The sequence below is a fragment of the Pantoea alfalfae genome, assembly GCF_019880205.1.
GTDB lineage: Bacteria > Pseudomonadota > Gammaproteobacteria > Enterobacterales > Enterobacteriaceae > Pantoea > Pantoea alfalfae.
Genome location: NZ_CP082292.1, coordinates 1814774 through 1841091, shown reverse-complemented (window position 1 = coordinate 1841091; position 26318 = coordinate 1814774). Strand labels below are relative to the sequence as shown.

24 protein-coding genes are annotated in these 26318 nt (G+C 53.7%); 12 read left to right on the top strand and 12 right to left on the bottom strand.

Features of this window, described 5'->3' with window-relative positions:
* Nucleotides 1-15: 15 nt before the first annotated feature.
* Nucleotides 16-915, top strand: coding sequence for a D-hexose-6-phosphate mutarotase (locus K6R05_RS08550; protein ID WP_222925401.1), 900 nt, complete (start codon nucleotides 16-18; stop codon nucleotides 913-915).
* Here K6R05_RS08550 and K6R05_RS08545 read toward each other — a convergent pair.
* Nucleotides 912-1763 (bottom strand): aldo/keto reductase, encoded by an 852-nt coding sequence (locus K6R05_RS08545; protein WP_222925400.1) that lies wholly within the window; start codon nucleotides 1761-1763, stop codon nucleotides 912-914. The genes K6R05_RS08550 and K6R05_RS08545 overlap by 4 nt on opposite strands.
* Before the next feature lie 72 nt (nucleotides 1764-1835).
* Nucleotides 1836-2585, bottom strand: coding sequence for a MipA/OmpV family protein (locus K6R05_RS08540; RefSeq protein WP_222925399.1), 750 nt, complete (start codon nucleotides 2583-2585; stop codon nucleotides 1836-1838).
* Between the two features lie 420 nt (nucleotides 2586-3005).
* Here K6R05_RS08540 and yeaG point away from each other — a divergent pair, with 420 nt between their 5' ends.
* The 6 genes from yeaG (at nucleotide 3006) to K6R05_RS08510 (ending at nucleotide 11756) form a co-directional block, all read left to right on the top strand.
* Nucleotides 3006-4940, top strand: a complete 1935-nt coding sequence (gene yeaG, locus K6R05_RS08535; protein WP_003852739.1) for a protein kinase YeaG — start codon at nucleotides 3006-3008, stop codon at nucleotides 4938-4940.
* A gap of 89 nt (nucleotides 4941-5029) precedes the next feature.
* Nucleotides 5030-6304 (top strand): YeaH/YhbH family protein, encoded by a 1275-nt coding sequence (locus tag K6R05_RS08530; RefSeq protein WP_222925398.1) that lies wholly within the window; start codon nucleotides 5030-5032, stop codon nucleotides 6302-6304.
* A gap of 248 nt (nucleotides 6305-6552) precedes the next feature.
* On the top strand, nucleotides 6553-8280 hold the full coding sequence (locus K6R05_RS08525) for a potassium/proton antiporter (protein WP_161734026.1): 1728 nt from the start codon (nucleotides 6553-6555) through the stop codon (nucleotides 8278-8280).
* Nucleotides 8281-8358: 78 nt separating this feature from the next.
* Nucleotides 8359-8592, top strand: a complete 234-nt coding sequence (locus K6R05_RS08520; RefSeq protein WP_013358069.1) for a DUF1480 family protein — start codon at nucleotides 8359-8361, stop codon at nucleotides 8590-8592.
* A gap of 376 nt (nucleotides 8593-8968) precedes the next feature.
* Nucleotides 8969-10435 (top strand): undecaprenyl-phosphate galactose phosphotransferase WbaP, encoded by a 1467-nt coding sequence (gene wbaP, locus K6R05_RS08515; protein WP_161734028.1) that lies wholly within the window; start codon nucleotides 8969-8971, stop codon nucleotides 10433-10435.
* Between the two features lie 127 nt (nucleotides 10436-10562).
* Nucleotides 10563-11756 (top strand): multidrug effflux MFS transporter, encoded by a 1194-nt coding sequence (locus K6R05_RS08510; RefSeq protein ID WP_222925397.1) that lies wholly within the window; start codon nucleotides 10563-10565, stop codon nucleotides 11754-11756.
* On the opposite strand, the gene dadX is transcribed toward K6R05_RS08510, so the two are convergent.
* Both dadX and K6R05_RS08500 read right to left on the bottom strand, forming a co-directional pair.
* Nucleotides 11749-12819 (bottom strand): catabolic alanine racemase DadX, encoded by a 1071-nt coding sequence (dadX, locus tag K6R05_RS08505; protein WP_222925396.1) that lies wholly within the window; start codon nucleotides 12817-12819, stop codon nucleotides 11749-11751. The two genes, K6R05_RS08510 and dadX, sit on opposite strands and share 8 nt — an antisense overlap.
* Before the next feature lie 19 nt (nucleotides 12820-12838).
* On the bottom strand, nucleotides 12839-14140 hold the full coding sequence (locus tag K6R05_RS08500; RefSeq protein ID WP_013358073.1) for a D-amino acid dehydrogenase: 1302 nt from the start codon (nucleotides 14138-14140) through the stop codon (nucleotides 12839-12841).
* A gap of 504 nt (nucleotides 14141-14644) precedes the next feature.
* Between K6R05_RS08500 and K6R05_RS08495 the strand changes: the two genes are divergently transcribed.
* Nucleotides 14645-16180 carry a SpoVR family protein gene (locus K6R05_RS08495; protein ID WP_033732860.1) on the top strand — a complete coding sequence of 512 codons (1536 nt, stop codon included), beginning with the start codon at nucleotides 14645-14647 and terminating at the stop codon, nucleotides 16178-16180.
* A 41-nt stretch (nucleotides 16181-16221) separates the two neighbouring features.
* On the opposite strand, the gene fadR is transcribed toward K6R05_RS08495, so the two are convergent.
* Complete coding sequence (fadR, locus tag K6R05_RS08490; RefSeq protein ID WP_013358075.1) at nucleotides 16222-16941, bottom strand: fatty acid metabolism transcriptional regulator FadR; 720 nt, start codon at nucleotides 16939-16941, stop codon at nucleotides 16222-16224.
* Between the two features lie 471 nt (nucleotides 16942-17412).
* Between fadR and dsbB the strand changes: the two genes are divergently transcribed.
* On the top strand, nucleotides 17413-17943 hold the full coding sequence (gene dsbB / locus K6R05_RS08485) for a disulfide bond formation protein DsbB (RefSeq protein ID WP_222925395.1): 531 nt from the start codon (nucleotides 17413-17415) through the stop codon (nucleotides 17941-17943).
* 72 nt (nucleotides 17944-18015) lie between these two features.
* On the opposite strand, the gene ycgN is transcribed toward dsbB, so the two are convergent.
* The 3 genes from ycgN to K6R05_RS08470 form a co-directional block, all read right to left on the bottom strand.
* Entirely contained in the window at nucleotides 18016-18462 is a 447-nt protein-coding gene (ycgN, locus tag K6R05_RS08480; RefSeq protein WP_222925394.1) for a cysteine cluster protein YcgN, read from the bottom strand.
* 65 nt (nucleotides 18463-18527) lie between these two features.
* A complete protein-coding gene (locus tag K6R05_RS08475; RefSeq protein WP_222925393.1) occupies nucleotides 18528-19187 on the bottom strand; it encodes a fumarylacetoacetate hydrolase family protein in 660 nt (219 codons plus the stop codon).
* 316 nt (nucleotides 19188-19503) lie between these two features.
* Nucleotides 19504-19779, bottom strand: coding sequence for a YcgL domain-containing protein (locus K6R05_RS08470; protein ID WP_161734038.1), 276 nt, complete (start codon nucleotides 19777-19779; stop codon nucleotides 19504-19506).
* A 155-nt stretch (nucleotides 19780-19934) separates the two neighbouring features.
* Between K6R05_RS08470 and minC the strand changes: the two genes are divergently transcribed.
* From minC to minE, 3 genes are read left to right on the top strand one after another with little or no spacing between them, the layout of a single operon-like run.
* Nucleotides 19935-20648: a septum site-determining protein MinC gene (gene minC / locus K6R05_RS08465; protein WP_222925392.1), complete on the top strand. Its 714-nt coding sequence runs from the start codon at nucleotides 19935-19937 to the stop codon at nucleotides 20646-20648.
* A 33-nt stretch (nucleotides 20649-20681) separates the two neighbouring features.
* Nucleotides 20682-21494 (top strand): septum site-determining protein MinD, encoded by an 813-nt coding sequence (gene minD, locus K6R05_RS08460; protein ID WP_003852716.1) that lies wholly within the window; start codon nucleotides 20682-20684, stop codon nucleotides 21492-21494.
* Between the two features lie 3 nt (nucleotides 21495-21497).
* Nucleotides 21498-21767, top strand: a complete 270-nt coding sequence (gene minE, locus K6R05_RS08455) for a cell division topological specificity factor MinE (RefSeq protein ID WP_008925314.1) — start codon at nucleotides 21498-21500, stop codon at nucleotides 21765-21767.
* 53 nt (nucleotides 21768-21820) lie between these two features.
* Here minE and rnd read toward each other — a convergent pair whose 3' ends face one another.
* The 4 genes from rnd to tsaB all read right to left on the bottom strand — a co-directional run bounded on the left by rnd (nucleotide 21821) and on the right by tsaB (nucleotide 26279).
* A complete protein-coding gene (gene rnd, locus K6R05_RS08450; protein WP_161734042.1) occupies nucleotides 21821-22942 on the bottom strand; it encodes a ribonuclease D in 1122 nt (373 codons plus the stop codon).
* A gap of 98 nt (nucleotides 22943-23040) precedes the next feature.
* Complete coding sequence (gene fadD / locus K6R05_RS08445) at nucleotides 23041-24717, bottom strand: long-chain-fatty-acid--CoA ligase FadD (protein WP_222925391.1); 1677 nt, start codon at nucleotides 24715-24717, stop codon at nucleotides 23041-23043.
* A gap of 206 nt (nucleotides 24718-24923) precedes the next feature.
* Nucleotides 24924-25520: a Slp family lipoprotein gene (locus K6R05_RS08440; protein ID WP_061062628.1), complete on the bottom strand. Its 597-nt coding sequence runs from the start codon at nucleotides 25518-25520 to the stop codon at nucleotides 24924-24926.
* Nucleotides 25521-25580: 60 nt separating this feature from the next.
* A complete protein-coding gene (gene tsaB, locus K6R05_RS08435) occupies nucleotides 25581-26279 on the bottom strand; it encodes a tRNA (adenosine(37)-N6)-threonylcarbamoyltransferase complex dimerization subunit type 1 TsaB (RefSeq protein WP_161734048.1) in 699 nt (232 codons plus the stop codon).
* Nucleotides 26280-26318: the final 39 nt, after the last annotated feature.

Below are 26318 nucleotides of genomic sequence, written 5' to 3'. Positions count from 1 at the left end.
AGGAAGGAATCGAACATGCAAGATAAACTGTTTTCTCTGCCCGTAGTCACGCAGATCTCCCCTTACCTTTCGCAGCGTCAGGTTGGCGAACTGCCGACGATTGTCATCAGTCACCCTAAGGTACGCGCAGCGATTACGCTGCAGGGCGCGCACCTGATCGCCTGGCAGCCGAGTGGCGAAAAGCCGGTACTCTGGCTGAGCGGCAAAAGTCTGTTTTCACCAAGCAAAGCGATTCGTGGCGGTGTACCGATCTGCTGGCCCTGGTTTGGTCCGGCAGGCGAACCGGCTCACGGTTTCGCCCGGATTCAGACATGGAAACTGACGGCGCATGATGAGAATGAAGATGGCGTGATGCTGACGCTGGTGCTGGAGAGCAACGCTCAGACGCTGAAACTGTGGCCACACGAATTTACCCTTATCGCCCGCTTCCGCCTGGGTCAGCATTGTGAGATTGAGCTGGAAGCTCATGGTGACTTTGAAGCCACGGCAGCGCTGCATAGCTACTTTACCGTCAGTGACATCAACGGGGTTGAGGTCTCCGGTCTGGGCAACCGCTATATCGACAAAGTCAATAATGGCGAGGTTGCCAGCAGTGATGGCAAACAGCGTTATCCGGGGCGCATCGACCGTATTTTTACTGCAGCAGAAGATTGCTCGGTCATCAATGATACGGCGGGTGAACGGCAGATTGAGGTTTATCACCATCATCATAGTGACGTTGTCACGTGGAATCCGGGTGTTGAACTCTCCTGCAGTATGTCGGACATGGCAAATGAAGGTTACAAGACGATGGTCTGCGTAGAGACGGCACGTATCAGCAAACCGTTACGCAGCGCAGGTGAAAAGCCAGCACGTCTGGCTACAACATTCCGCCTTAAGAAGAAAGCCGCAGCCAGCGACAGGGGCAACGGCTAAACGATATCCAGCGGTAATTTATGCTGTGGTGCTGGCCAGGCACGATCGATGAGCTGCAATTCTTCATCGGTCAGTTCCACCTCCAGTGCCGCAGCATTCTCATGAACATGAACCACAGAACTGGCTTTGGGAATGGCAATGATGCCAGACTGACGAATTACCCAGGCCAGCAGTAATTGCGCCACGCTGATGCCCTTCTGTTGTGCAATCTGATTCAGCACCACGTCGGTAAACAGCGCGTCCCGTAGCCGTCCAGCCTGTGCCAGCGGACAATAGGCCATCACCGGCACGCCACGCTGCTGACAGACGGGCAGCAGATCAAATTCAATACCGCGTGAAGCCAGATGGTAGAGTACCTGGTTGGTCGCACACTGTTCGCCTCCGGGTTCGTCCCACAGTTCGGCCATATCATCAGTATCAAAATTCGAGACGCCCCAGTGACGAATCTTGCCCTGCTGCTGCAGGCGCTCCATGGCGCGCAGAGTCTCTTCCAGCGGGATATTACCGCGCCAGTGCAGCAGGTAGAGATCAAGGTAATCGGTCTGCAGACGGCGCAGGCTGCGCTCACAGGCTTCAATGGCATCCACTTCGCCGGCATTCCACGGATAGACCTTCGACACCAGCAACGCTTTATCGCGACGCCCCTGCAGTGCCTGCCCGACCACCTCTTCAGCGCCGCCGTCTGCATACATTTCGGCGGTATCAATTAGCTGCAATCCACATTCAAGACCTGCCTGCAATGCCGCGACTTCACCGGCCCGCTGCGCCGGGTTTTCGCCCATATACCATGTGCCCTGCCCGATTAACGGCAGGTTATTGAAGCCAGCGAAGTTAATCGTGTTGTGCATTCTGCTCTCCCGCCTCATTCTGAGGCCCCATAAAAGAACAGAGGGCACTGGGTGCCCTCTTTCGGTGCGTTATCAGAAGGTGTAGCTGACACCTGTCCAGATCGTCGTCTGCCCGCTCTTATCAATCATTGGACTGTCTTTGATTTCGCTGTCAAAGCGGGTGTAACGTCCTACCACGCCAACATTCCACTGCGTTGCAATCTGATAGCTGGCACTCAGCTCAACATAAGGTGACCAGCTGTCGTCCGGATTGTAACGACTGATGCCGGTACGTGCGCTTTCATGCGCGGAAACACCGTAATAATAACGGTTTTGATTGGCGCTATTCCACATGGCACCGATGCCCGGCGTCAGGCTGAAGTCGCCCATCTGGATGGGGTAGAGGTAAGTCAGGTCCCAGATCATGCCGTTGCTGTTATTCAGCACGTCGCCCAGCAATGCCGTACGGACAACCCCCCAGTCGGCGGTGTGACGATAGGTTGCGCCACCCATTAGCGTCATGCGGCGCTTATCCAGCCCTTTCATATCGCCCAGATCGTTGTCGCTGGGTTTGTACTCCTGCGGTGAGCCCAGTAGCGTCAGAGAGAGCTGATTCTGAGGATCTTTCCACAGGTAGTAACCGCCCTGCAGGCTACGGAACCAGAAGTTTTCACCTTCATAATTGATAACCGGAACCGGAAGATAACGGTCCTGTCCGCCACGATAAGGTGAGTCGGCATAGATAACCGATGCCCCTACAGAAAGCGGAGCGGCACTGGCGTGCGCCGCCAGTAAACAACAGGGTAAAAGTGCAACAAGCGTCTTAAATTTGAATTGGTTCACAATTTATTCATTCCATAAATATAACAATCAAACAGGAAGTCTAACGTTTTTTTACGGCTGGATTAACTTATATCGAAATCCTTTAAGCAACCAACAGATGAATGTGGCACCAAAGGTTAAAAACACGTTAAGTTAAAGCATCACCCATACGAACTCATCTCTTAACTGATCCGAATTCGTCTTGATCTCCCCCTCATTCGCACAAACCCGTGGAGGAAATTTCCTAGAAGCCATCTACAGTTAGAATTAACAGCAGAGATTTTGTACGAGCAGAGTAACCATAAAAGTTGTGTATCCCGATAAAAAAGATCAGGTTGGCATAAGGGTTGCTGTACTCAACAGAGAATATCTTCCGGGAGCTGCTACACGTCTTAAATTACGCTCCTTACCTGTGCTAAAAACGAAAGGACGGGCATCGCTATGAATATATTCGATCACTATCGTCAGCGTTATGAAGCTGCCAAGGACGAAGAGTTCACACTGCAGGAATTTCTTGCTATCTGTAAGCAGGATCGCAGTGCATACGCCAACGCTGCAGAGCGACTGTTAATGGCCATCGGAGAGCCAGTAATGGTCGACACTGCTCAGGAGCCACGCCTTTCCAGAATATTCTCCAACCGTGTGATGGGACGCTATCCGGCGTTCGAGGAATTTTATGGCATGGAGGAAGCGATTGAACAGATCGTCTCCTATCTGAAACATGCCGCTCAGGGACTTGAGGAGAAGAAACAGATCCTCTATTTACTGGGTCCGGTCGGTGGTGGTAAATCTTCCCTGGCGGAACGGCTTAAGTCGCTGATGCAGCGGGTGCCCATCTATGTGCTGAGCGCTGACGGTGAACGCAGTCCGGTCAATGATCATCCTCTCTGCCTGTTCAATCCGCAGGAAGACGCGCATATTCTCGAAAAAGAGTATGGCGTGCCGCGCCGTTACCTCGGCACCATCATGTCGCCGTGGGCCGCGAAACGCCTTCACGACTTTGGTGGCGATATTTCGCGGTTCAAAGTCGTAAAAGTCTGGCCGTCGATTCTGGAACAGCTGGCGATCGCCAAAACCGAGCCGGGTGATGAGAACAACCAGGATATCTCTGCTCTGGTGGGTAAAGTGGATATCCGTAAACTGGAAAACCACGCGCAAAACGATCCTGATGCCTACGGTTACTCTGGTGCACTCTGCCGCGCGAACCAGGGCATCATGGAGTTCGTGGAGATGTTTAAAGCGCCGATTAAGGTGCTGCACCCCCTCCTGACAGCAACGCAGGAAGGGAACTACAACGGCACCGAGGGGATTTCGGCGCTGCCGTTTAACGGCATTATTCTGGCGCACTCCAACGAATCAGAGTGGGTGACGTTCCGTAACAACAAGAATAATGAGGCGTTCCTTGACCGCGTTTATATCGTCAAGGTGCCCTACTGCCTGCGGGTTTCTGAAGAGATCAAAATTTACGACAAACTGCTTAATCATAGTGAGCTGGCAACCTCGCCCTGCGCACCGGGTACGCTGGAAACGCTGGCACGCTTCTCTATCCTGTCACGTCTCAAGGATCCGGAGAACTCCAGTATCTACTCTAAAATGCGGGTCTATGACGGCGAAAGCCTGAAAGATACCGACCCTAAAGCGAAGTCATGGCAGGAATATCACGACTACGCCGGTGTGGATGAAGGTATGAACGGTCTTTCAACCCGCTTTGCCTTTAAGATCCTGTCGCGGGTATTTAACTTCGATCACGCCGAAGTAGCGGCTAACCCGGTGCATCTGTTCTACGTGCTTGAGCAGCAAATCGAACGTGAGCAGTTCCCGCAGGATCAGGCTGAGAAATACCTTGAGCACCTTAAAGGTTATCTGATTCCCAAATATGCTGAGTTTATTGGCAAAGAGATTCAGACCGCCTATCTGGAATCCTACTCTGAATATGGTCAGAACATTTTTGATCGCTATGTGACCTATGCCGACTTCTGGATTCAGGATCAGGAGTATCGCGATCCCGATACCGGACAGTTGTTTGACCGTGAATCGCTCAACGCGGAGCTTGAGAAGATCGAGAAGCCTGCTGGTATCAGTAATCCGAAAGATTTTCGTAACGAGATCGTCAACTTCGTGCTGCGCGCCAGGGCACACAATAACGGTCGCAATCCAAACTGGACCAGTTACGAGAAATTGCGCACCGTGATTGAGAAAAAAATGTTCTCAAATACGGAAGAGTTGCTGCCGGTCATCTCGTTTAACACCAAGACCTCTACCGATGAGCAGAAAAAGCATGATGATTTTGTCGATCGCATGATGGAAAAAGGCTATACCCGCAAACAGGTTCGCCTGCTGTGCGAATGGTATCTGCGTGTGCGTAAATCGTCCTGATAAGAGTCTGTAAGCTTGCCGGTAAGTGATACCGGTCTGACAGGGTCGGGTTCGCCCGGCCTGCTTACAATGTAGTTTGGGGGAATACCATGGCCTATTTCATCGATCGCCGGCTTAACGGCAAAAACAAGAGCGCGGTTAACCGCCAGCGCTTCTTGCGCCGTTATAAGTCGCAAATTAAGCAGTCGATCTCCGAGGCCATCAATAAACGCTCGGTGACCGACGTAAGCAGCGGTGAGTCCGTCTCTATCCCGATTGACGATATTAATGAGCCCATTTTCCATCAGGGCCGCGGCGGTAACCGCCATCGGGTCCATCCGGGCAACGACCATTTTGTTCAGAATGACCGCGTTGAGCGTCCGCAGGGTGGCGGTGGTGGCGGCAGTGGTCAGGGCAATGCCAGTCAGGATGGTGAAGGTCAGGATGAGTTTGTCTTTCAGATATCGAAAGATGAGTATCTTGACCTGCTGTTTGAAGATCTCGCCCTGCCTAACCTGCGTCGCAACCAGCATCGTCAGCTTAATGAGTATAAGACCCACCGGGCCGGTTTCACCTCTAATGGCGTGCCAGCCAATATCAGCGTTGTGCGCTCACTGCAGAACTCACTGGCGCGTCGTACGGCGATGACGGCAGGTAAACGCCGCATGCTGCACGAACTGGAAGAGACGCTGCAGGAAGTTGAGAATGCTGAACCGGCACAACTGCTGGAGGAGGAACGGCTGCGTAGAGAGATTGCCGAGTTACGGGCGCGCATTGAACGGGTGCCCTTTATCGACACCTTCGATCTGCGCTACAAAAACTTTGAGAAGCGCCCGGAGCCCTCCAGCCAGGCGGTGATGTTCTGTCTGATGGATGTCTCCGGTTCGATGGACCAGGCGACTAAGGACATGGCAAAACGCTTCTATATCCTGCTCTACCTGTTCCTGAGCCGCACCTACAAGAATGTCGATGTGGTTTATATCCGCCATCATACGCAGGCTAAAGAAGTGGATGAACAGGAGTTCTTCTACTCTCAGGAGACCGGCGGCACCATCGTTTCCAGTGCGCTGAAACTGATGGATGAGGTAGTAAAAGAGCGTTATGACCCGGCGCAATGGAATATCTATGCAGCTCAGGCCTCCGATGGTGATAACTGGGCCGACGATTCGCCGCTCTGTCATGAGATTCTGGCGAAGCACATTCTGCCGGTCGTGCGTTACTACAGTTATATCGAGATCACCCGCCGGGCGCATCAGACCCTATGGCGCGAGTATGAGCATCTGCAGGCGACGTTTGATAACTTTGCCATTGAACATATTCGTGAGCCGGAAGATATCTATCCGGTATTCCGAACGCTGTTCCATAAACAGGCAACGGAAGCCTGATGCACTAAGCCGGTTAATCACCGGCTTTTTTTATCTGCTGAATAACATGCTAAAACAGTCTGTTTTCTCCCGCTTGCCTGCCAATCCCCTCATTCTTCACATTAATCTGATTCCATATGCTGTTAAGCAATTCGTATAATACGCATTTTCACAATGACAACTCCTTGATAAAACATTATCTTTCAGAGATAGCATGGATATTTGTCACCCCTTGCTGCATCGCACTGTCATATCTCAGGAGACCGGGTTTGAACCACACTATTGTCTACAGTCTGTTTATCATTGGTTCCGTGCTGGTCGCATCGAGTATTCTGCTCAGCTCTTTCTCGTCCCGGCTGGGCATTCCTATTCTGGTTATCTTCCTTGCACTGGGTATGCTGACCGGTATTGATGGTATCGGCGGCATCGCCTTTGATAACTATCCCGCGGCGTATCTGATTTCAAACCTGGCACTGGCGATCATCCTGCTGGATGGTGGCATGCGAACCAAAGCCAGCTCGTTTAAAGTCGCGCTGGGGCCTGCGCTGTCGCTGGCCACTGTCGGGGTAATGATCACCGCAGGTCTGACCGGCGTGGTGGCCGCCTGGCTATTTAACCTGGACATGATGCAGGGCTTCCTGATTGGCGCCATTATCGGATCCACAGATGCCGCCGCCGTCTTCTCCCTGCTGGGTGACAAAGGCCTGAATGAGCGCGTCAGCTCTACGCTGGAGATTGAGTCGGGCAGTAACGACCCAATGGCGGTGTTTCTGACCATCACCCTGATAGAGATGATTGAACAGGGCCGCAGCGGCCTTGACTGGATGTTCCTGGTGCATCTGGTGCAGCAGTTCGGTCTGGGTATCGTGTTGGGCCTGGGTGGTGGCTGGGCGCTGCAGCAGTTGATTAACCGGATCAGTCTGGCCCCAGGGCTTTATCCGCTACTGGCGTTGAGTGGCGGCATTCTGGTGTTTGCCCTCACCACCGTGTTAGAGGGCAGCGGCATCCTGGCGGTCTATCTGTGCGGCTTCTTACTGGGCAACCGCCCGATTCGTAACCGTCACGGCATTCTGCAGACCTTTGATGGGATGGCCTGGCTGAGCCAGATTGGCATGTTTATTGTGCTGGGTCTGCTGGTGACGCCGTCTGATTTATGGCATATCGCGGTACCCGCGATGATCCTCTCCCTGTGGCTGATTCTGGTGGCGCGTCCGCTGTCGGTGTTTATTGGCCTGTTGCCATTCCGCAACTTCACCACCCGCGAGCGGGTCTTTATCAGCTGGGTCGGCTTACGCGGTGCGGTGCCGATTATCCTCGCAGTCTTCCCGATGATGGCCGGCTTAGAGAACGCCTCGCTCTATTTCAATATCGCCTTCTTTGTGGTGCTGGTCTCCCTGATGTTGCAGGGTACCTCGCTGGGCTTTGCGGCGAAAAAAGCCAAAGTAGTGGTGCCGCCGACCGCCTCGCCGATCAGCCGTATCGGTCTGGACATTCACCCGGAAAACCCGTGGGAGCAGTTTGTCTATCAGCTCAGCGCCGACAAGTGGTGCGTCGGTGCCGCGCTGCGTGACCTAAAGATGCCGCGCGAGACCCGCATCGCTGCCCTGTTCCGTGACAATGTACTGATGCACCCCAACGGCGGCACACGGCTGAAAGAGAACGACGTCATCTGCGTGATTGGCCGTGAGCGCGATCTTCCGGCGCTGGGCAAAATGTTTAGCCAGTCGCCGCCGGTTTCGCTCGACCAGCGCTTCTTTGGTGACTTTATTCTGGATGCAGAGGCCCGCCTGCGCGACGTTGCGCAGATTTACGGACTCGAGCTGGATGAGCGCACCAACGATCAGCAGTCGCTGGGGCAACTGGTGCTGGCGATGCTGGGTGGCTCGCCAGTCGTCGGCGATCAGGTGGAGTGGAATCAGCTGACCTGGACCGTCGCGGAGAAAGAGGATAACCGCATCGTAAAGATTGGTGTCCGTCCGGCTGAAGAGAAGGAATAATCCTAATCATTCAGCCACGTTATTTTCTCTCAGTGCGCTAAGCTTAACAGTCAATGCCAGTTAAAACGGGAGAAATGAATGGGACACGTGGTTAAAATTGGTCGTTATGAGATTGTAGATGCCGATCTTGACAGTGAGAACGCCGACACCGTCAGTATCCCCTGTCACACCAATCCCGGCTTAATTACCCAACTCGATGGCTGGGATCGTGATACCAGCGTACCGGCCTGGATTGACGGGGAGCCAGTGAATCTGCAGATTGGCCACTACGATAAACAGCAGGACCGCTGGATTTTAAAGAAACCTGCCTGAGTCACTATCACTACCGCCAGTCATATGATTTGGCGGTAATTCCTAAAAAGTGTCTTAAACAGTTTGGTTATAACTGACCTCTTCCTTATTTTATTAAACAAAAACATGTAGTTATAGATTTAAAACTTTAATCACTTTTGATGTTTTCAGATTTTTTCCGTATTAACTCTGTCAAATAACTCCTGCATACTCATTCTCAATGCTGCAACATTTCGTGATTACCATCACGCTTTAATCGTTACCTTTTTTGCAGCTGCACTGGCTGTACTGACTGCAACAGACTGAAAATTATTTTTTAATTTTTCAGAGGCCCACTCCTGAGCGCGTATTTGATTCTGATCAGGCCATCTTTTACTTGAGAAAGAGAGCAGGTTTTATGGCAAGTACATTGATAATGAATAGCCCGAGCCGCTCGTGGAGCGGAACGCGTAAAAATATCATCGTGAAATTCGCCCTGAGTTTTTCCGATCTGATTGCACTCAACCTGGCGCTGTTTTTATCTGCCGCGACGATACAGGGTATTTGGGGCGAGCTGGATACCTTTATTCCACCGCATCAGATTGAATATCGTTTTGTGGCTCAGTTTATTATGTCAGTCATGTGTACCGGCTGGTTTTGGGTACGTCTGCGCCATTACACCTATCGCAAACCCTTCTGGTTTGAACTGAAAGAGATCGTTAAAACATTATTTGTTTTCTCGCTGCTTGACCTGGCGCTTATCGCCTTCTCTAAATGGGACTTCTCCCGCATGGTGTGGGTCTTCAGCTGGACATATGCCCTGCTGCTGCTGCCGCTGATGCGTGCTCTGGTTAAACGTGCCATTAACAAGGCGGGCCAGTGGCAGAAAGAGACCATCATTATCGGTTCCGGCCGCAACGCCACTGAAGCGTATGCGGCGCTGCAGAGTGAAGAGATCCTGGGCTACAACGTGCAGGCCTTTATCTCGGTGGATGAGGTTCCTGCTCAGCAGAGCGTGAATGGTGTGCCAGTGATCACCTGGAAAGACATTAACTGGCAGACCATTGACCGTGACAATGTGCAGTTTATTGTTGCCATGGAGTATGAGCAGCAGCCGATGCGCGATCGCTGGCTGAAATTCCTGTCGAAGATGAACTGCCGGTCCGTCTCGGTGATCCCGACGCTGCGCGGCGTGCCGCTTTACGGCACCGACATGTCCTTTATCTTCAGTCATGAAGTGATGATCCTGCGAGTCAGCAATAACCTGGCGAAGCACTCCTCACGTTTCATGAAGCGTGCCTTTGATATCGTCGTAGCGTCGATGCTGCTGCTGTTCCTTGGCCCAATCTTCGCCCTGCTCTGCTATATGGTGAAACGTGACGGCGGCAATGCAATTTATGGTCACGAACGTGTGGGCCAGAATGGCAAAAAATTCAAATGTCTGAAATTCCGTTCCATGGTGACCAATTCCAAAGAGGTGCTGGAGAAATTGCTGGCGACCAGTGAAGAGGCACGGATGGAGTGGGACAAAGATTTCAAACTGAAGAATGACCCGCGCGTAACCCGGATTGGCAGCTTCCTGCGTAAAACCAGCCTCGACGAATTGCCGCAGCTCTGGAACGTGATTCGCGGTGAGATGAGTCTGGTCGGCCCGCGTCCGGTCATCGAAGCTGAACTGGAGCGTTATGCCGGTGACGTCGACTACTACCTGATGGCCAAGCCAGGCATGACCGGCCTCTGGCAGGTCAGCGGACGTAACGATATCGACTATGATACCCGCGTCTATTTTGACTCCTGGTATGTCAAAAACTGGGCGCTCTGGACCGATATCGCGATCCTGTTCAAAACCGCAGGCGTGGTGCTACGCCGCGACGGTGCTTACTAAGCAAGACCCTGCGATGCCTGTTTACAGCAGGCATCGCACTTTCCGCACGACTTCCTCTATCTTTTTTGCCTCTGAATCATTACCCTCTGCGCTCGTTTTTTAACAGAACGTTTACCCTCTGGTTGTTATGCAAAAATTTACTCTGCTGTTATTAAGCCTGGTGCTGCTGGCACCTTTAGGCATTGATCTCTATTTGCCCACGCTGCCGCAAATCGCTGAAGGGCTGGATACGCCGGTCTCACTGGTACAGACCACCATTCCTCTGTTTCTGCTGGTGATGGGACTGGGCCAGCTGGTGACCGGTCCGCTGGTGGACAACTATGGCCGTAAGCCGATTGCCCTGCTGGGGCTGGGCCTTTACATCACCGGCAGCGCCATCGCCGCTACCGCCACCTCATTTCCGCTATTCGTCCTTGCCCGTCTGGTGCAGGGCTGTGGCGTCTGCTGCAGCGCGGTAGTCGCCTTTAGCGGCGTCCGCGACCGCCTCAGCGGTGATGATGCCGCCCGCGCCTATGGTTTTCTGAACGGTGCACTGAACATCGTTCCAGCCCTGGCACCGCTGCTGGGCGGACTCCTGGCCAGCGCCTTCGACTGGCGCGCACCCTTCTGGTTCCTCTGCGCCTACGGCGTGCTGATTACGCTGCTGGTGATTATATGGCTGCCAGAAACACGTCCGGCTGATACGCTGCGGGTAAAAGGATTACCGGTTAAACAGTACGCTGAAATTCTGCGTCAGCCGCGCTTCCTGGCCTTCGCCTTTGCCAATGCCGGTGCGCTGGGTATGGTGCTGACCTATGTGTCGCTGGCACCGCAGGTACTAATGACCGAAGGCGGGCTGACGCCGATCCAGTTCTCGTTTGCGTTCGGCGCTAACGGTTTCTGGATCATGTTTGTCAGTATGTTCGTGAATAAAGCGATTCGTAAAGCAGGTCGGCCGTTCTGCCTGGCAATGGGATTCTTCACCATGCTGCTGGGCGCGGTGCTGCTGGTGGCAGGGATGCAGATTTTCCCGGCGGAGATGCAGACGCACTGGGCGCTCTACATGTTCCCGGTCGCCGTGTCGGTGGCCGGACTGGCCTTTACGGTGGGACCGGCCACCAGCTATGCGCTGGAGCCCTATCAGCAACAGGCGGGCGTGGCGTCCGCCCTGCAGGGCTTTATTCAGATGGCCGGTGGTGCGGCAGGCAGCCTGGTGACCGTCGCGCTGCCGGTGGCGGAGAAGCTGTCGCTGAGTCTGATGATGCTGCTGGGTGCAGCGCTGGCCTTTATCGCCTGGCGCTGCAGCAGAAAGATGCGCGGCAGCCTGACCGCGCTTAAATAACCGTGACCGGGACGCGGGGTGCCAGCGCACACATCAGTTCGTACCCTACCGTTCCGGCCGCTTTTGCCACCTGATCGATTTTCACCTGCTCACCCCACAGCTCAACAGAAGAACCGATGCCCGCCTGCGGACAGGGGGTTAAATCCACCGTGATCATATCCATGGAAACGGCACCAACCACCTGCGTCATCACGCCATCGACGCAGACCGGCGTGCCCGTCGGGGCATGGCGCGGATAGCCATCGGCGTAACCACAGGCTACGACGCCAATCCGCTGCGACGTACTGGCGTGATAACGGTAGCCGTAACCGACGCCATCGCCCGCCTGTAACTGCTGAACCGCAATAATCTCACTGCTCAGGGTCATCACTGGCTTCAGGCCACTGCCGGCAATGTCCTGCCAGTCACCGCTGGGCGACGCACCGTACAGAATAATACCGGGCCGGACCCAGTCAAAATGCGCTTCAGGATGCCATAAGGTGCAGGCGGAATTCGAGAGCGACCGCGGGCAGTTCAGCCCCTCCGCCGCCTGATCAACACGCTGCAGCGGTGTAATCAGGCCCTGCGGATTTTCGGCATCGGCAAAATGGGCCATCAGCGTCATCTCACCAACATTGCTCAGCGCCCGCAGCTTCAGCCAGGCGCCAGAAACCTGCTCCGGGCGAAAGCCCAGACGGTTCATGCCGCTGTTCATTTTGAGATAGATATCAATCGGCGCAGAAAGGCTCGCACTGGCTAGCGCCTTGATTTGCCAGTTACTGTGTATGCTGGTGGTCAGGCGATAGCGGTCAATCAGCTGCAGATCCTCTGGCTGGAAAAATCCCTCCAGCAGCAGAATCGGTTTTTTCCAGCCCTGCTCGCGCAGCAGAATGGCTTCTTCCATATTAAGCAGCGCAAAGCCGTCGGTGGCAGATAACGCTTCGCGTACACGATCAATGCCATGGCCATAAGCATTGGCTTTCACCACTGACCAGACGCGGGATACGGGCGCCGCCTGGCGAACAACCGTCAGGTTATGACGAAGCGCCTGTTGGTTAATGGTAGCGACAATCGGACGTGACATCCTCTCTCTCCCTGAATACTTAACGAGTTGCGTTGGCGTTACGCAGCGGCGATGAGGTCGCCGCGAAACCGGGTAAGTAGCGGAACACCGCTAAGTCATCCGCCGCAATGGCTGGCTTTTTACCGGAGATGAGATCGGCCAGCAACTGACCAGAACCACACGCCATCGTCCAGCCCAGCGTACCGTGACCGGTATTGAGATAAAGATTGGAGAGTGGCGTGGCACCGACAATCGGCGTACCGTCTGGCGTCATCGGACGCAGACCGGTCCAGAAACTCGCCTGCGCGAGATGACCGCCTTCAGGATAGAGATCACTGACCACCATCTCCAGCGTTTCCCGCCGCGCTTCGGTGAGTCTGGTGTTAAAACCAACAATTTCCGCCATCCCGCCGACGCGGATACGATCGTCAAACCGGGTCACCGCCACTTTGTAGGTTTCATCCAGAATCGTCGAAACCGGTGCAGCCTCAGGATTTTTAATCGGAATAGTGAGTGAGTAGCCTTTCAGCGGATAGACCGGAATATCAATGACGTTTTTCAGCAGTGCGGTCGAGTAGGAACCAAAGGCCACTACATAGCTGTCCGCCTTGATGATCTCCTCGCCGCACTTCACACCATAAATGCGATTGCCATCGCGCAGCAGGTGATCGACCGGGGTGTTAAAGCGGAAAACCACGCCTGCCTCTTCGGCCATTTTTGCCAGTCGCTGCGTAAAGAGCTGGCAGTCACCGGTTTCATCGTTAGGCAGGCGCAGTCCACCAGTGAGTTTATGCTGGGTTGCCGCCAGCGCCGGTTCCACGCGAGACAGCTCATGCGCCTCCAGCAGCTCATAGGGCACGCCCGCGTCGCGGAGCACCGCAATATCTTTACTGGCGCTGTCGAACTGCTGCTGCGTGCGGAAAAGCTGCAATGTTCCGCCCTGACGACCCTCATAGGCGATGCCGGTCTCAGCGCGTAACGCTTTCAGACAGTCACGACTGTATTCGGCAATCCGCACCATGCGGCTTTTGTTCTGTTGATAATGGTTGATGTCGCAATTACGCAGCATGTGCCACATCCACTCCAGCTGAAAACTACTGCCATCCAGCCGGATAGCCAGCGGCGCATGACGCTGGAACATCCACTTCACTGCTTTCAGCGGCACGCCTGGTGCCGCCCAGGGCGCGGCATAACCCGGTGAGATCTGACCAGCATTTCCTGCGCTGGTCTCCATCGCCGCAGCAGGCTGACGATCAATGACCGTAACCTGATGTCCGGCACGCGCCAGATACCAGGCACTTGCCACGCCAACCACACCACTTCCAAGAATGACTACGTGCATAGCTCCCCCACCCGGCATGTAAAAGCATAATTCACTGTTCAGGAGATGATAGTCAGCGGATTTACACAGCGGACACCACCCCATAAATTCAGCATCTATTTCACATCTTTTTCACTTTTCAGGTAACTAAAATCTTGTCGCACAGCCAATTTCAGCGCTTTATGCGTCTTATTCCATAAACACAGAAATAAATGACAACGGAGGCAGTTAAATCTGCGCATGGCAGGAGAATGCTTCAACCCCATACATTCTGCTTATAAACAGGATGATATTCCGCGTTATAAAATAACGTTCGAATTAAAGGCTATTAATTTCTCTGCCGCATCTGTCTGAATGATTTTGTGCCAAAGAATTCGTTTGAGTTCGCATTTCGGATAAGCGACAGTGGGCTATCATTGTTGTGTTCGCTCAGTTTTTTTCGGGTTCCCTTTTTCAGGATGAAGCCTTAAATAACCAGAACGGGTTGTCTTTCGGGTCAGCCGGTTTGCAAAAAAGAGGTGCGCTATGACGACGATCTTTGACGAAGCCATCAGAGACAGCAAACGACTCAATGACGGACCAGACTGGACATTTGAACTGCTTGATGTCTATTTAGCAGAGATAGACCGGGTTGCTAAACTGTATCGGCTTGATACCTACCCGCACCAGATTGAAGTGATTACCTCAGAACAGATGATGGATGCCTATTCCAGCGTTGGCATGCCCATCAACTATTCACACTGGTCATTCGGTAAAAAGTTTATTGAGACCGAGCAGCGCTATAAGCATGGTCAGCAGGGTCTGGCCTATGAAATCGTTATCAACTCCAACCCCTGCATCGCCTACCTGATGGAAGAGAACACCATGACCATGCAGGCGCTGGTGATGGCGCATGCCTGTTATGGCCATAACTCCTTCTTCAAGAATAACTATCTGTTCCGCAGCTGGACGGATGCCGGATCGATTGTCGATTACCTGCTGTTCGCCAAAAACTACATCAGTGACTGCGAAGAGCGCTATGGCGTCGAAGAAGTCGAGCGGCTGCTCGACTCCTGCCATGCCCTGATGAATTATGGCGTTGATCGCTATAAACGCCCGCAAAAAATCTCCCTTCAGGAGGAGAAGGCGCGACAGAAAAGCCGCGAAGAGTATCTGCAGAGCCAGGTGAACACCCTGTGGCGTACGCTGCCACGGCGTGAAACAGAAGCCGTGGCCTTTGAAGCCGCGCGCTACCCTTCTGAGCCGCAGGAAAACCTGCTCTACTTTATGGAGAAGAACGCTCCGCTACTGGAGCCCTGGCAGCGTGAGATTCTGCGCATCGTGCGCAAGGTAAGCCAGTATTTCTATCCGCAAAAACAGACCCAGGTGATGAATGAAGGCTGGGCGACCTTCTGGCACTACACCATCCTGAATCACCTCTATGACGAAGGCAAAGTGTCTGAACGCTTTATGATGGAGTTCCTGCACAGCCATACTAACGTCGTGTTTCAGCCACCCTATAACAGTCAGTGGTATAACGGCATCAACCCTTACGCCTTAGGCTTTGCGATGATGCAGGATATTAAGCGCATCTGTCAGTCACCGACCGAAGAGGATCGCTACTGGTTCCCGGATATCGCCGGTTCAGACTGGCTGGAAACGCTGCATTTTGCGATGCGTGAGTTCAAGGATGAGAGTTTTATCAGCCAGTTCCTGTCGCCGAAAGTGATGCGTGACTTCCGGTTGTTTACCGTGCTGGATGATGACCGCAATAACTATCTCGAAATCGCCGCTATTCATGATGAAGCAGGCTATCGGGCAATTCGCCAGCAGCTCTCTGCGCAGTACAACCTGAGTAATCTCGAACCCAACATTCAGGTCTATAACGTGGATGTGCGCGGTGACCGTTCACTGACTCTGCGCTATGTGCCGCAGAGCCGGACGCCGCTCGATAAGAGTCGTCGCGAGGTGCTGAAGCATGTGCATCGTCTGTGGGGATTTGATGTGATTCTGGAACAGCAGAACGAAGATGGCAGCGTTGAGTTACTGGATCGTAATCCGCCGCGCGGTTCATCGCTCTGACAGGCTAAACATAAAAAAACCGGACGCGATGTCCGGTTTTTTTATCGCTTATTGCCGAGGTCGTCTGGCAGGTTCTTCTGCATACTGTGCCAGATTTCGCCGCTGCGGCGGCCATAGTTGCGCACCACCTCTACAATCTCATCCTGTCCTGGCTCTTTGTCGCACAGCGCCAGAAGTGTCAGATAGAAATCACGCGCAACCTGACGCGCTTCCGCACTGGAAAAGTAGTGACGACCTACACGGGTATAGAGGCCTTTCAGGCCATTGAGGATCAGACCGTAAATCGGATTACCTGATGCAAATGCCAGACCGCGGAACACCCGATAGTCGAGTTCGGTATAGGCATCCGCCTGATCGGCCGCGGCACTTACCGTCTCCAGCACTTCACGCGCCTTGTCCGGATGATGGCGCAGCGCACGGCTGATAAAAATTGATGAAATATTGCTGCGGACTGACAGCAGGTTGTCAATCAGCACCGGCACACTGTCGTGATCAAGGCGGGCAAGCGTCTCCAGAATATTCAGGCCAGATGTCTCCCAGAAATCGTTCACGCGCGTCGGTTTGCCGTGCTGAATCGTCAGCCAGCCGTCACGTGCCAGGCGCTGCAGCACTTCACGCAATGTAGTGCGTGTCACCCCAATCAATTCAGAAAGCTCACGCTCAGCAGGAAGAATCGATCCGGGCGGAAAGCGACTGTTCCAGATGCTTTCAATAATATACTCTTCAGCAAATCCCGCTGGACTCTGAGCCTTTATAACCATAGCAATGTGTTCTCGTTGCTTTTCTAATCATGATGGGGACTCATCATACCAGACGCCCTATAGCGGATATAGCCTGCGTAACCATTAAAACCGGGCGCGGGCGCATATTTCAGACTGGCTGGCGACGAGTGCAACTGTTATAAGGCGACGGCCGGGTGCACGTTTTTCTGCGCGGGAACATTCAGTCTCAAAAACCAGCAGAAAAACATCCTGAAAGTACAGCATGCTGGTACCGGATGGCCTGCGCTTGCCGTTTCGCTTCCTGTCGATCGCAGCCGGGTTTTCTTAACGTCCCCACCTTCAAGCTGTTTACTGAGCAGGCAAAACCCTGAGGGCCTCCGCTTATCCTCATGTAACCTGCTCTGGATCAGAATCAGGCCATGTTTGCACACGATTTTTCCCTGTCCCTGGCTGGTTTGCCCGCGCTTTTGGTTTACACTGCGTGGCATTAACGTTTACAGGGAATGCAATATGTTGCGATATCTGAATCAATGTTCTCGTGGTCGGGGAGCCTGGTTATTACTGGCACTGACAGCGCTTACACTGGAATTAACGGCACTCTTCTTTCAGCACGTGATGGGACTAAAGCCCTGCGTGATGTGTATTTATGAACGTAATGCGCTGTTTGGTGTACTGGGCGCGGGTCTGGTGGGTGCGATTGCACCGAAATCACCGCTGCGTCTGGGCGCTCTGGCGTTATGGATCTACAGTGCCTGGGAGGGTCTGCGTCTCTCTTATGAACACACGATGATTCAGCTGCATCCAAACCCGTTTACTACCTGTGATTTTGCCGCCCGTTTCCCCAGCGGATTACCGCTGGATAAGTGGCTGCCGTCGGTGTTTCTGGCCAGCGGTGACTGCGCAGAACGTAGCTGGACTTTCCTGACGCTCAGCATGCCGCAGTGGATGATAGGGGTATTTGCCGGTTATCTGCTGGTCGCAGTGCTGGTACTGATTGCCCAGCCTTTCAAACCTAAGCGTCGCGATCTCTTTAGTCGCTGACACGAAACGTTGCTGAGATCAAAAAAGGCTGCCAGTGGCAGCCTTTTTACGTTTCAGATGAGGCAGTAGCGCTTAGCCGTTGCGATCGGGACGATCAATAATGTGATCTTCCCAGTCCCGCACTTCACTCTCCCGCACTGCAATATAACGCACCGAAATTCGCTGCGCATGCATCGCGGTTTTCGAACCAGCCCGCAGCGGATGCCAGACCGGCAATCCTTTGCCCTCGCCCAGCAACCGGTAGGCGCAGGTGCGCGGCAGCCAGTTGAAGGTAGTCAGATTTTCGCGCGTAAGCTTGATGCAATCCTCTTCTAAATCGAAGCGGCGTTCATAGTTACGGCACTGGCAGGTTTTAATATTGAGCTGATTGCAGGCGACGTTGGTGAAGTAAATCTCATCCGTGTCAGCGTCCTGCAACTTGTTAAGGCAACACTGGCCACAACCATCACATAAGGATTCCCATTCCTCATCGCTCATTTGTGCCAGGCGTTTTTGTTGCCAGAAAGGGGTGTCAGTCATGATGATTTGTCCGGGTTGTGCCTGAAACGCACCTTATAAAGCCTATGCTGCGGTGATGCAAGTTTTTAGAGTACGCGCGTGCTGATGCCGTGACCCGCCAGCGACACGTCCAGCTTGTCACCCGAGCGCATCGGACCCACACCCTCAGGTGTCCCGGTCAGAATGACATCGCCTGCACGCAACGTAAAATAGTGGCTCATATGTGCAATCAGCGGCAGAATTTTGTGAATCATATCGGCTGTGTTGCCGTGCTGACGCACTTCTCCGTTTACCACCAGCTTAAGCTCGACATTCTGTGGATCATCACTGAATTCGGCTACCGGGATGAAACCGGAGATGGGACAGGCGTTATCAAAGCCTTTGGATTTTTCCCATGGCTGGCCCGCTTTTTTCAACCCGGACTGCAGGTCACGCAGCGTCAGATCCAGCGCCACACCATAGCCTGCAATCGCCTTAGCCACGTGTTCTTCACTCGCCTGCTTCAGCGTCGCACCTATCAGCACCGCCAGTTCTACTTCGTGATGAACTTCGCCAAAGGCGTCGGGAATAGAGAGCGGCTGGCGCAAATCACATAGCGCTGTTTCCGGTTTGATAAAGATTACCGGCTCGGTTGGGGTCGCACTGCCCATCTCTTTAATGTGTTTTGCATAATTACTGCCGACGCAAACCACTTTGCTGACCGGAAAATCTAACAGAGCGCCTTGCCAGTTATGATGCTGATACATGCTCATCCCCTGTTCAGGTTAGGTGTTGTGCCAGCGCGGCTGGCGGGTTGATGTTTGCTGATGCGTTGATCGAAATGCCAGCAACAGAGCGTGATAATAAGATCCTTTTAACCATCCGGGGTGCGGAATTTGTCAAAAAGCGTAAACGATGCCCCTGGCGTGCTGAATAATCGTACAAATAAGATGTGAAAATGTGGACTGGGTATTTAAACAGGGGTAAACAGATAAGCTGCGCCGTTAATTTTGCGCAGCTTCAGAGCAATATTAACCCTGCAGTATCGCACCGACAGGATTTATATTTACAGAAGAATCCGAGTTAAACTTTTTTATCGGCCTCTAAATGAATTTTTAGCAGACTTTCAATCGGCGGTGGAAGCTGTAAATAATAACCCTGCTCGCTCAATCCCTGCTTAACTTTATTGATATCTGCGTTAGCCAGCCTGTCGCGGTCCGCCAGCTTCAGCACCATCGCCAGTTGCGGCTTGCCAAATCCTTTCAGCAATTCTTCCGGAACGCGCGAAAAATCGTCCTTTTTTTCAACATAGAGATAAGTCTGGTCACGTAACGGGCTTCTGTAGATCACACAAAACATATTTTTTACTCGAATTAACCGGCGTTGAGGCTTGTCTGAATATAGCTGTAACTATAACATGCTTGCAGAACTTCGAATATTCACCGTTAGCGCTTCAGCGATGATTTTATCATCGCCGGGTTAACGGTAGTGAAAACAGGACTGAGTCGGGACAGATGTCGCAAACGCCAATCGAATTCAAAGGTAGCAGTTTCACCCTGTCTGTCGTCCATTTGCATCACCAAGACCCTGTGGTGATTCGCAAGGCACTCCAGGACAAGATTGACCAGGCTCCCGATTTCCTGAAAAACGCCCCGGTGGTGCTAAACGTCGCCACATTGAGTGCCGATGTTAACTGGAAACAGCTGCAGCAGGCCATTCTTGCTACCGGTTTACGCATTGTCGGCGTAAGCGGCTGCAAAGATGATGCTTTGAAACGCATGATCGCCCGTGCAGGGCTGCCGGTACTGGCAGAAGGCAAAGAGTCCAGACCGCGCGCCGAGACACAGCAGCCGGCCCCCATTCCTGAACCACAGCCGGTTGTAACCGAGACGGCAGCAGCGAAAACCCGCATCGTGAACACGCCGGTGCGCTCAGGCCAGCAGATTTATGCGCGTGACGCCGACTTAATCATCACAAGCAGCGTCAGTGCCGGTGCCGAACTGGTCGCCGATGGCAACATTCATATTTACGGCATGATGCGCGGTCGCGCTCTGGCAGGTGCCAGCGGCGATCGCAACTGCCAGATTTTCTGTACTAACCTGGCTGCCGAGCTGGTCTCGATTGCCGGAGAGTACTGGATCATGGATCAGATCCCGCAAGAATTTTTTGGTAAAGCCGCGCGCCTGTGCCTGCAGGATGGCGCGCTGACTATCCAGACACTTAATTAGGCCCCTTTTCTTTTGTTAAGGAAATCAACATTTATGGCACGCATTATTGTAGTTACATCCGGTAAAGGGGGCGTTGGTAAGACCACGTCAAGCGCGGCCATCGCCACCGGTTTAGCGCAGAAAGGCAAAAAGACGGTCGTTATCGACTTTGATATCGGTCTGCGTAACCTGGATTTGATCATGGGCTGTGAACGCCGTGTGGTCTACGACTTCGTTAACGTTATCCAGGGCGATGCCACGCTGAACCAGGCGCTGATTCGCGACAAACGCACTGAGCAGCTCTACATTCTGCCTGCATCGCAGACCCGCGATAAAGATGCGCTGACCCGTGAAGGTGTTGAGAAAGTCCTGAACGATCTGGCCGCAATGGAGTTTGACTTCATCGTCTGTGACTCACCGGCAGGGATTGAAACGGGCGCACTGATGGCACTTTACTTTGCGGACGAAGCAATCATCACCACTAACCCGGAAGTCTCTTCTGTCCGCGACTCCGACCGTATCCTCGGCATCATCTCATCGAAATCCCGCCGCGCTGAAAACAGTCAGGACCCGGTGAAGGAGCATCTGCTGCTGACCCGCTACAACCCTGGCCGGGTAAACCGTGGCGATATGCTGAGCATGGAAGATGTGCTGGAAATTCTGCGCATTCCTCTGGTCGGTGTGATCCCTGAAGATCAATCGGTGTTACGTGCCTCTAACCAGGGTGAGCCGGTGATTCTTGACGGCGAATCTGATGCTGGCAAAGCCTATGCCGATACCGTTGAACGGTTACTCGGTGAAGTACGCCCCTTCCGCTTTATCGAAGAAGAGAAGAAGGGTTTCCTGAAACGCCTGTTCGGGGGATAAACCATGGCATTACTTGATTTCTTTTTATCCCGGAAGAAGAACACTGCCAACATAGCCAAGGAACGGCTGCAGATTATCGTGGCAGAACGGAGAAGGGGCGACAGTGAGCCCCACTATCTTCCGCAACTTAAGCGCGACATTCTGGAAGTGATTTGCAGATATGTGAAGATCGATCCGGAAATGGTCACGGTACAGCTCGATCAGAAAGGTGATGACATCTCGATTCTGGAGCTGAACGTCACGCTGCCAGAAACGGATGAAGTGACTAAATGACGCTGACCGTTTCCTGAATTTCCCCTGCGCAGTGGCAGGGGAAGTTTAACCGGTTAACAACCCGCAAGAATCTCCTCAATGCCGGGTTTCAGCAGTTCGCCCCGCCATCCGGTGAGTAATTCCGGCTGACGTCCCTGTGGCTTCAGGCCCCAGTGCTGGCTTAATACCTGATTAATCTGACGTCGTGACGCCAGTAACTCCTGACTGAATCCGCTCTGCTCACTGACCTGCTGCACCAGCGCCTTCATCGCCTTAAACACCTGCTTATAGTGCGGATGGTCGATCAGATTGCCCAGCGGTGCCGGCAGTTCATTCTCGTCAAGCGCCTCCGCTTCGGCCACCAGCGCCACCAGCGTTTTGCCGTGGAAACGGATTTCGTGGCCTGACAGCCCCAGATGATCCAGCTCCCCCAGAGAGCCAGGCATAAAGCGCGCCACTTTCCACAGATGCTCTTCGCGCACCACAAAATTCACCGCCATATCTTTTTCACGCGCCAGTTTCAGACGCCAGGCCGCCAGCCGCTGCAGTGCCGCCAGCTGACGCGGACGCAGTTGCCAGGCATTGGTGATATCCCGCCAGGCTTCATCCGGTGCCACGCTGTCGAGACGGCGCTGACAGAGGTTATCGCACTCACTGAGTGCCGCCGCCATGTTGCCAGCCTCTTCCGTGTTGATCATCAACTGACGGGCAATCGGCAGCAGATAGTGAACGTCCGCCGCCGCATACTCGCACTGACGCTGGGTCAGAGGGCGCGCCAGCCAGTCGGTACGGGATTCACTTTTATCCAGCTCGACCTGGGTAAAATGCGCCACCATGGAAGCAAAGCCCCAGGAAAGTGGCTGGCCGGAGAAGGCTGCCAGAATCTGAGTGTCAATCATAGGCGTCGGCAGCACGCCGAAACGGTGCAGGAAGACTTCCAGATCTTCCCCTCCGGCATGCAGAAATTTAGTCACGCGGGTGTCGGTCAGCAGCGCAATAAAGGGTGACCAGTCACGGATATTCAGCGGGTCAATCAGCACCAGCTGGTGATCGTCGAACAGCTGGATCAGGCCAAGCTGAGGGTAGTAGGTGCGGGTGCGGACAAATTCGGTGTCCAGTGCCACCGCTGTATGCTGGCGGGCTTTCTGACACACGTCAGCCAGTTGTTCATCCTGGTCGATAAGGGAATAATTCACGTCTGATTTCCACCGCAGCCAACAACGCGCGGCGCTCCATGTTAAAAACAATAAAAACGCCGGACATGCCGGCGTTCAACCTCAATTCTTATACAGATTCAGTTCGCGCCGGGCTTGGCCTCGTCGCGCAGCTCACGTCGCAGGATCTTTCCGACGTTGGTTTTCGGTAACTCATCACGAAACTCAATGATTTTTGGCACCTTGTAACCGGTCAGCTGGCGGCGACAGTGATCGAGCACCTCTTCTTTGGTCAGCGACGCCTCTTTTTTCACGATGCAGACTTTTACTGCTTCGCCTGACAGGTCGCTGGGCACGCCAATTGCCGCGGCTTCACGCACTTTCGGGTGCTGCATCAGTACATCTTCGATCTCATTCGGATAGACATTAAAACCGGAGACCAGAATCATATCTTTTTTGCGGTCAACGATGCGAATGAACCCTTCCTGGTCAACGGTAACAATATCACCGCTGTGGAGCCAGCCATTTTTCAGCACTTCCGCTGTTGCTTCCGGATGCTGCCAATAGCCCAGCATCACCTGCGGACCACTGATACAGAGTTCGCCCGGCTCCCCCGGCACTACTTCGTTTCCGGCATCATCGAGAATGCGTACGTCGGTCGAAGGAACCGGCAGGCCGATACTGCCCGTATGGCAGCTGATGTCATACGGATTGACGGATACCAGCGGCGAACATTCGGTCAGGCCGTAGCCTTCCAGCAGATAGTGTCCGGTGAGCTTTTCCCAGCGCTCAGCCACCACTTTCTGCACTGCCATTCCGCCACCCGCAGAGAGGCGCAGCGTTGAAAAATCGAGTTTATTGAACTGCTCATCGTTCAGCAGCGCATTAAACAGCGTGTTCACGCCGGTAATCGCGGTAAACGGAACTTTACCCAGCTCTTTAACGAAGCCGGGAATATCGCGGGGATTAGTGATTAACAGATTCTGACCGCCCAGCTCCAGGAACAGCAGGCCATTCACGGTTAAAGCGAAGATGTGGTAAAGCGGCAGCGCGGTGACAACAAATTCTTTTCCGTCACGCAGTACCTTACCGTATGTCGCACGGGTCTGCTCCAGATTCGCCTGCATGTTGCGATGGGTTAGCATTGCCCCTTTCGCCACGCCGGTGGTGCCGCCGGTGTATTGCAGGAAGGCAAGATCGTCATTCGAGACAGTCGGTCGCTGATAATTGAGCGTGGCACCCACTTCCAGCACCTGACGAAACGAAATGGCGCCGGGTAAATGGTATTTGGGCACCAGCTTCTTCACATACTTGACGACAAAATTAACCAGTGTGGCTTTTATCGGTGCCAGCTGATCGCCCATCCGGGTCAGGATGACATGCCGCACAGCGGTTTCAGCCACCACTTTTTCCAGGGTATGCGCAAAATTTGAGACAATAACGATGGCGCTGGCACCACTGTCATTGAGCTGATGCTTCAGCTCACGCGGCGTGTAGAGCGGATTCACATTGACCACGACCATACCGGCAAGCAGTACACCAAACAGGGCCACCGGATACTGCAGTAAGTTAGGCATCATCAGCGCCACCCGATCACCTGCTTTCAGGCCCAGCTGATGCTGGAGATAAGCAGCAAAGGCACGGCTCTTCTCTTCCAGCTGACGATAACTCATCTTCTGACCCATGTTCAGAAATGCGGGTTGATCGGCGTAGCGTTTTACTGCCTGCTCAAAAAGATCCACCAGCGAGGTGTAACGATCTGCACTTATTTCGGCAGGTACATCTGCCGGGTAGCGTTTCAGCCAAACCTTATTCAAGGATCCACCCCGATAATTATGTTGTATTTCCATCGCTGCCTCAGCCAATCTGGTTTGTTAACAATATTTTAACTGATTGTACCAGTTTGCCTGTTTCGGCATGTTGAGGTTGCGAAGTGCATCACTAAATTTCGTGCCGGGAAAACAGGCCAATAAAAAGCCCGGTAGCGAGCGCCGCGACCGGGCTGGATAAATCATGTTTACACTTATTCGGTCAGGATGGTCTGCACCTCTGAGGGTCCGGTGTTGACCATTCCCCAGTAGGGATTAGGTCCCCAGTATCCGCCGCGATGACGGGTCGGACCATACCAGATCCAGGGATCCATTGGCTGTGGCGGTGCGGTTACCTGCTGGGCAATGCGCCAGCGCTGATAACCGCGCACATCAATGACCACAAATTTGTAATCGGCCTCACCAATTTTACCCTGCTCCGTGCCCTTCAGCGTACCCAGCACGGTAACGTACTGGTTTCTGACATCCACCGGATCAACAAAGCCGTGAATGTCTGCATAAATCCGGCCAACCGAGGCTGCCCCCAGACGCGGTCTGGCGCTCTCATCCAGCGGTTGTGCCGCAATCTCAAGCCGGGTTTTGCCGTTCAGGTTAGTGACATTCACTACCTTGCCGCCAAAGCGCGATTCCTGCCCGACAAAGAGCGAAGGATCGCTCATCACCCGCAACAGATCCTGCTGTGGCTGAGGTGAGCTGCCCTGCAGTGTGTCAGGAATGGAGACACAACCGGTTAACGCCAGCACACAGGTCAGCAGCAGACCTGAAAGCCCTTTACCACACATTGACGACATAGACGTTCTCCCGCTAGGTAAAGCGTTAGACTGGATGCATAACAATAAGTTGCGTGTATTTTACCGGCCAGGTAATTTTTTCCAGGCGACTTCATTACGCAGATACGTCGGCTCCGCCGTCTCCGGCAGCAACGTATTCCCCTGCGCCAGCGCAAGCATCGCCAGTGGCAGCATATCCTGTGCGGCAGGCAAAGTAACGTCGCTGGTGTTCAGGGTCAGATCGTGTCCCTGCTGCAGGGCAGGATAGGCCTGCCAGCCGGTGCCGGCGGTCATCCAGTCGCCAGAGAGCGCCTGCATCCGGGTGAGTGCTGCCTCAGGGGACAGCACGCATTCGCTGGCTTCACCCTGCCAGACACCCTGCTCATCACGCTGATATTCGGCCCAGTAAACCTCGCCCATTCGCGCATCGATAGCGGTTAACACCCGGGTTGCACCGTGCAGACGCCAGGCCCCTTCCGCCAGCGTCGCCAGCGTGGAAACGGCGATCATCGGCAGTGATGCGCCCAGTGCCAGGCCCTGAGCAATACCAATACCGATCCGCACGCCGGTAAAACTGCCAGGACCCCGGCCAAAGGCGAGCGCGTCCAGTTCGGTCAGTTCCAATTGCTGCGCCAGCAGCAGTTCCTCGACCAGCGGCAGAATACGCTGCGTATGATCGCGCGGAGCAATCTCGAATCGGGCATCAATCTGTTGCTGATTCAGCAAGGCGGCTGAACAGGCTTCTGTCGCCGTATCCAGCGCTAAAATTCGGGCTGACATGACTACCTCAGAAGAAAGAAAACGGCGCGCATCTTAGCA